This window comes from Colwellia sp. NW0002-52-1 (assembly GCF_057550865.1).
The window spans coordinates 24,045-30,106 of record NZ_BAAJLU010000024.1; the positions used below are offsets into that span (position 1 = coordinate 24,045).

Here is a 6,062-nt window from a genome sequence, read left to right on the forward strand (position 1 = left end):
GTAGTTAACTATGTATAATCGAGTTAGGCGCCGTAAGGTAGCTGAGATAAATGTAGTACCTTATATTGACGTAATGTTAGTGTTATTGATTATTTTTATGGTAACAGCACCATTGATAACCCAAGGCGTTAAGGTAGATTTGCCACAAGCAGATGCTGAACCTTTAAGTAAAGATATGAAACCACCTTTAGTGGCGTCAGTTGATGCAAAAGGCAATTATTACTTAGCTGTAGGCATTAGTAAAAATGAAGCAATGTCAGCAGAGGAGGTTGCTAACTTAGTTGCCGAGCATTTAAAAACTGCACCAGACACGCCGGTTGTGGTTAATGGCGATGGTGGTGTTTCTTACGACGCTGTAATTCAATTAATGGTGTTATTGCAAAAAGTAGCAGGTGTTCCATCTGTTGGTTTAATGACTGACAGCCCGGAGAGTAAGTAGTGCTTCTAAAGGATTCAACCCCATTAGTACTGAGTGTAACTATTCATGTCGGATTGGCTGTGGTGTTATTATGGGGCGATTTCTCAACGCCGCCTAAACCAACACCAAGTGCTGTGCAAATTGAGCCAATTCAAGCTGTTATTGTAGAAAAAAGTACAATAGATGCACAAATTAATAAAATCAAAAAGCAAGAGGCAGATAAGGTGCGCAAGCTTAAAGAGCTTGAAGAAAGTATTGCAGCGGCTAAAAGAAAAAAATTAAACGAAGAAAAGCGTATTAAAACGCTTGAGCGTGAACGTAAGAAAAAAGCACAAGAGAAAAAAGCGGCAGATATTGCCGCGAAAAAAGCTAAAGCCAATGCCGCTGATAAGTTGCGTAAGCAAAAAGAGCTAGAGAAAAAGCAGGCAGAAGAAGCCGCAGCTGCTGCTAAAGCAAAAAAAATAAGAGAAGAAAAAGCGGCTAAAAAAGCTGAAGATTTACGTAAAAAGAAAGCCGCAGAAAAAAAACGTCAAGAACAAGAGAGACGTGAAAGAGCAGCACAACAAGAATTGATAGAGCAGCAAATGGCCGAGGAAATGGCAAGTCGTCAGCAAGCTCGTCGTCAGCAAATGATGACAGAAATAGGTCGCTTCACTGCATTAATTACACAGACTATCAAGCGTAATTTAATTACCGATCGCAGCACAATGGAAGGTAAGTCTTGTAAATTAACCATAAGTCTTGCACCATCAGGGTTTGTTACTAATGTTGTTACCGGTTCGGGTGATAGAAGAGTTTGCGAAGCAGCAAAAACAGCAGTCTATAAAGCGGGTACTTTGCCTGTTTCTAAAGACCCTGAAATATTTCGAGAAATGAGAACAATTAGTTTAACGGTAGCACCAGACAAATTTAATTAAGCTTTTGTATAAATTAGGAAAATAATCAACTCTATGAAAAAAGTAACTTTATTTTTACTCTTCTTCGCCGCTTTGTTGTCAAAACAAGCATTAGCAACCCTAGAAATTGTTATAACTGAAGGGGTAGATAGTGCACGGCCAATTGCAGTGATACCTTTCAAATGGACAGGTGTTGGTGTAATGCCAGAGCGTTTATCAAAAGTAATCAGTGATGATTTACTGCGCAGTGGTAAGTTTAATCCTATTAACGAGTCACGTTTTCCGCAATCTCCGCATGATGATAGCCAAATTGATTATGCTGCTTGGGCAAGTGAAGGGGTTGAAGCAATTGTTATTGGTGAAGTAAGTGAGACATCAATCGGGCGCTACGAAATCAAATATCAGCTTGTTGATGTTATTCGTGGTCAAGTAACCGGTGGCGAAACGCAAATGCTAAGCAATGGCAAGTTAGTCGGTACCTCTGATCATGTGCTAGATGAAAGTACAGTAGAAGTTGGCGCTGATCAATTTCGTCGTTATGCTCACCGTATTAGCGATGTTGTTTATGAAAAGTTAACCGGGACACGCGGAGCATTTTTAACGAAAATTGCTTATGTTATTGTTCGTGATGAAGGAGAGTACCCTTATCAATTAGTAGTAGCAGACTATGACGGTTTTAATGAACATGTTTTATTAAGCTCAAGAGAGCCATTAATGTCACCTTCTTGGCATCCAAGTGGTAACCAGTTAGCTTATGTAACATTTGAAAACAGACAAGCACAAATTCATATTATTGACATATACTCAGGACAACGTAATTTAATAAGTTCATTTGAAGGGATTAACAGTGCACCTAAGTGGTCACCTGATGGCAAAAGTTTAGCTATGGTACTATCCAAAGACGGTAATCCAGAGCTCTATGTTATGAATGTTGCTACTAAAAAGTTACGCCGTATAACACGTCATCGAGCGATTGATACAGAACCAAGCTGGACACCTGATGGGAAATCATTAATATTTAGTTCAGAGCGTGGTGGAAGGGCACAGTTATATCGCGTAAATTTAGTCGATGGCAAAGTTAGAAGACTCACTTTTGATGGCGAAATGAATTTAGGCGGTTCATTAACACCCGACGGCAGACAATTAGTGATGGTAAATCGTACACGCGGCAAGTATCATTTAGCAAAACAAGAATTTGATTCAGGGATTTTCCAAGTGTTAACATCAACACGTTTGGATGAATCACCAAGTATTTCACCTAACGGTGGTATGATTATCTATAGTACTTTACATAATAATCGTCAGGTACTAAGTTTAGTTTCCGTAGATGGAAGGTTTAAGGCAAGATTGCCAGCACTAAATGGCGAAGTGAAGTCACCTTCATGGTCACCATTTTTATAATAATTATAAGTAACTTTAATTTATATCATAAGGACACATAAAATGCGCTTTAATAAAACAGTAAAAGCTCTAGCAGTTGTTTTACCTATCATGGCTCTATCGGCTTGTAGTTCATCTGACATGGCAAGTGAAGACACTAGTGCAATGCAGAAAAATCAAGCTGAAATGGCAGAACAAAAAGCTCGTGAAGAAGCAGAGCGAGTAAAAGTTGAAGCAATGCAACGCGCTAACGCTATTGAAGCTAAAAAACGTCAAGAAATTGAAAGATTACGTTCAGAGCATATCGTTTACTTTGATTTCGATAAGTCATCAGTAAGTGGTGATTTTGCTGCGATTCTTGAAGCACATGCAAAATTTCTTAACGAAAACTCAAATGTAAATGTATTAATTGAAGGTCATGCTGATGAGCGTGGTACTCCAGAGTACAACATTGCATTAGGCGAGCGTCGTGCAAAAGCGATTGAAACATTTTTAGAGAATATGGGCGTTTCAGCTTCACAACTTAGCACTGTTAGCTACGGTGAAGAAAAGCCTATGGTTAAAGATCGTAGTGAAGGCGCGTTTGCTAAAAACCGCCGTGCTGTATTAGTCTACTAATCAGGTAATTAAATGAAACCCAATAGTATACTATTCGGGATGTCGTTTGCTGTTGCTGCCAATTTGGCAGTAGCAGCTGAACCTGCTCCTGTTATCGAAATTAATTCAGGCACAACTAATAGTAGTGCCAACTCAAGCTTAAGTGAACAGCTTGTTAGCCTTGAACGTAAGCTCGACGCACGTAACCGTGCTCAAGTCAATGTTCAGCAACAACTCGATGAATTACAAAATGAAGTTAATGAACTTCGAGGCATCACTGAGTTACACACCTATCAGCTAAGTCAAGTACTTGACCGACAACGTGAGTTGTATCAAGAACTCGATCGCAGAGTTTCTGAAGCGCTAAAACCAGCAAATCAAGCCCCAGCGACAGTTGCTGCTCCCTCTGAAGGCACAGACCAGATAAATTACAGTAATAATTTAACTGAAAACGAAGCCTATGATCGTGCGGTAAATATGGTGTTAAAAGATAAACGTTATGAACAAGCTATCCCAGAGTTTGAAGCGTTTAACCAAAGGTACCCTAATTCAAGCTACGCTGCTAATGCACATTATTGGCTTGGCCAGTTATTATTTAATAAAGGTGAATTAGCTAAAGCACGTCAAGAATTTAATGCGGTAGTTAATAATTACCCTGATTCAAGCAAACGAAGTGACGCAATGTTGAAGCTTGCTATGGTTGAGCAAAAAGAAAATAGCCCAGGTAAAGCGATTGCGATCTACAATAAACTCATTGCAGAGTATCCTAATTCGAGTGCAGCAAAACTGGCACAACCAAGATTAAAAAGTTTAAAACCATAATTATTGATGATAACTTGCACGCTTTGCTGACTTTTTGTTCGAACAAGCAATAAAGTTGGAAAAAGGGGAAGATTGTTGTTGCACTTAAAAAAATTATGAGTATTATATGCCCCGCGTTGACCGAGTAGGCCAACGCAGAACAGATACCGGTCGTTAGCTCAGTTGGTAGAGCAGTTGGCTTTTAACCAATTTGTCGAAGGTTCAAATCCTTCACGACCGACCACTTTTACCAAAGTAGTGTTGGGTATTTGTTTTAGGAAGTATATATCGGTCGTTAGCTCAGTTGGTAGAGCAGTTGGCTTTTAACCAATTTGTCGAAGGTTCAAATCCTTCACGACCGACCACTTTTTCTTTAACTCTAATGTAAAGATAAAGTGTTGTTGATATAACGCCTTGTTATTTCAATTCGAAAATTAAAAGTAGTTATTCGGTCGTTAGCTCAGTTGGTAGAGCAGTTGGCTTTTAACCAATTTGTCGAAGGTTCAAATCCTTCACGACCGACCACTTTTTCTTTACAATCCTATCTTCGCTACACCGATATAAATTATTTTCTTAAACTCTATTTTTCTAGTTTTAACACCCTCGATTAAACTTATTATTAGTTAGCTTAATCCGATCTACGCTTGTACATATTCATAGTACACTTTTGTTCATCTATACCTTATAATTCTCACGTTTTTAGGTACCCATTGAGATCACACATGACCCAAGCAAATTTAGCCGTTAACTTCGACTTTCAATTTCCAGCCAAACCTACTCCATTAAGTGCAGTAGAGCGTGAAGAGTATAAAGCGCGTATTAAAGTATTATTGAAAGAAAAAAATGCGGTACTAGTCGCGCATTACTACACTGATCCAGAGATTCAAGCATTAGCTGAAGAAACAGGTGGCTGTGTTGCTGATTCATTAGAGATGGCAAGGTTTGGAAATAACCATCCTGCAGATACCCTGATTGTAGCCGGTGTTCGCTTTATGGGGGAAACGGCTAAAGTACTGACTCCTGAAAAAACAGTAATTATGCCGACATTGGAAGCTACATGCTCGCTTGACCTAGGTTGCCCAATTGAAGAGTTTAATGCCTTTTGTGATCAGCACCCAGACAGAACAGTTGTTGTATATGCTAATACCTCTACAGCAGTTAAAGCTCGTGCTGATTGGATCGTAACATCATCATGCGCACTAGAAATAGTTGAACACCTTGATGACTTAGGTGAAAAAATCATTTGGGGCCCAGATCGTCATCTTGGTGCATACATAGAAAAGCAAACGGGTGCTGATATGTTAATGTGGCAAGGCGCTTGTATTGTTCATGATGAATTTAAAACCAAAGCGTTAATTGATATGAAAACACTTCATCCAGATGCGGCTGTACTAGTTCACCCAGAATCACCTGCAGAAATTATAGACCTAGCAGACTCTGTCGGATCTACAAGTCAACTTATCAAAGCAGCGCAAGCGCTACCAAATAAAAAATTCATTGTTGCTACAGATCGCGGTATTTTTTATAAAATGCAGCAACTGTGTCCCGATAAAGAATTCTTTGAAGCACCAACAGCTGGTGAAGGGGCAACATGCAAAAGTTGTGCTCATTGCCCTTGGATGGCGATGAATGGCTTGAAGGAAATTGAGGAAGCACTATTAAACCCAACCGGTCGTGAAGTATTTGTTGATATGAACCTACGTACTGGCGCATTAAAATCTCTTGATCGTATGTTAAACTTTAACGCAGAAATGCAAAAGAATAAGTAAAATTTCAATCAGTTGCTTGTTAAGTAAGCAACTACTTATTCTTTGAGGAAATTAAGTTGCGTTATGATGATTATTTTCCTAACATAGCGTAGCTTAGAGCTTAGAGCTTAGAGCTTAGAGCTTAGAGCTTAGAGCTTAGAGCTTAGAGCTTAGAGCTTAGAGCTTAGAGCTTAGAGCTTAGAGCTTAGAGCTTAGAGCTAA

General features: G+C 39.2%; 6 protein-coding genes and 3 tRNA genes. All 9 read left to right on the forward strand.

Annotated features, from left to right (window positions below; all coding sequences use genetic code 11):
* Nucleotides 1-10: 10 nt before the first annotated feature.
* The 9 genes from tolR to nadA all read left to right on the forward strand — a co-directional run bounded on the left by tolR (nt 11) and on the right by nadA (nt 5,861).
* The gene (gene tolR / locus AC27H3_RS16720) at nt 11-439 is read left to right on the forward strand and encodes a protein TolR (RefSeq protein ID WP_085306459.1); all 429 of its coding nucleotides are present in this window, start codon (nt 11-13) and stop codon (nt 437-439) included.
* On the forward strand, nt 439-1,335 hold the full coding sequence (gene tolA / locus AC27H3_RS16725; protein WP_487107901.1) for a cell envelope integrity protein TolA: 897 nt from the start codon (nt 439-441) through the stop codon (nt 1,333-1,335). Before tolR ends, tolA begins: the two co-directional genes overlap by 1 nt.
* Before the next feature lie 33 nt (nt 1,336-1,368).
* Nucleotides 1,369-2,715, forward strand: a complete 1,347-nt coding sequence (tolB, locus tag AC27H3_RS16730) for a Tol-Pal system beta propeller repeat protein TolB (RefSeq protein ID WP_487107902.1) — start codon at nt 1,369-1,371, stop codon at nt 2,713-2,715.
* A gap of 42 nt (nt 2,716-2,757) precedes the next feature.
* Nucleotides 2,758-3,312: a peptidoglycan-associated lipoprotein Pal gene (gene pal, locus AC27H3_RS16735; protein WP_085306462.1), complete on the forward strand. Its 555-nt coding sequence runs from the start codon at nt 2,758-2,760 to the stop codon at nt 3,310-3,312.
* Between the two features lie 12 nt (nt 3,313-3,324).
* Nucleotides 3,325-4,113 carry a tol-pal system protein YbgF gene (ybgF, locus tag AC27H3_RS16740; RefSeq protein ID WP_487107903.1) on the forward strand — a complete coding sequence of 263 codons (789 nt, stop codon included), beginning with the start codon at nt 3,325-3,327 and terminating at the stop codon, nt 4,111-4,113.
* A gap of 147 nt (nt 4,114-4,260) precedes the next feature.
* A tRNA-Lys gene (locus AC27H3_RS16745) sits at nt 4,261-4,336 on the forward strand.
* 45 nt (nt 4,337-4,381) lie between these two features.
* Nucleotides 4,382-4,457, forward strand: a tRNA-Lys gene (locus AC27H3_RS16750).
* 84 nt (nt 4,458-4,541) lie between these two features.
* A tRNA-Lys gene (locus AC27H3_RS16755) sits at nt 4,542-4,617 on the forward strand.
* A gap of 197 nt (nt 4,618-4,814) precedes the next feature.
* The gene (gene nadA, locus AC27H3_RS16760) at nt 4,815-5,861 is read left to right on the forward strand and encodes a quinolinate synthase NadA (protein WP_487107904.1); all 1,047 of its coding nucleotides are present in this window, start codon (nt 4,815-4,817) and stop codon (nt 5,859-5,861) included.
* Nucleotides 5,862-6,062: the final 201 nt, after the last annotated feature.

What these genes read in the sequence shown, in the direction of transcription:
- tolB (WP_487107902.1), top strand. Translation starts at nt 1,369, where the DNA reads ATGAAAAAAGTAACTTTATTTTTACTCTTCTTCGCCGCTTTGTTGTCA.
- nadA (WP_487107904.1), top strand. Translation starts at nt 4,815, where the DNA reads ATGACCCAAGCAAATTTAGCCGTTAACTTCGACTTTCAATTTCCAGCC.
- pal (WP_085306462.1), top strand. Translation starts at nt 2,758, where the DNA reads ATGCGCTTTAATAAAACAGTAAAAGCTCTAGCAGTTGTTTTACCTATC.
- ybgF (WP_487107903.1), top strand. Translation starts at nt 3,325, where the DNA reads ATGAAACCCAATAGTATACTATTCGGGATGTCGTTTGCTGTTGCTGCC.
- tolR (WP_085306459.1), top strand. Translation starts at nt 11, where the DNA reads ATGTATAATCGAGTTAGGCGCCGTAAGGTAGCTGAGATAAATGTAGTA.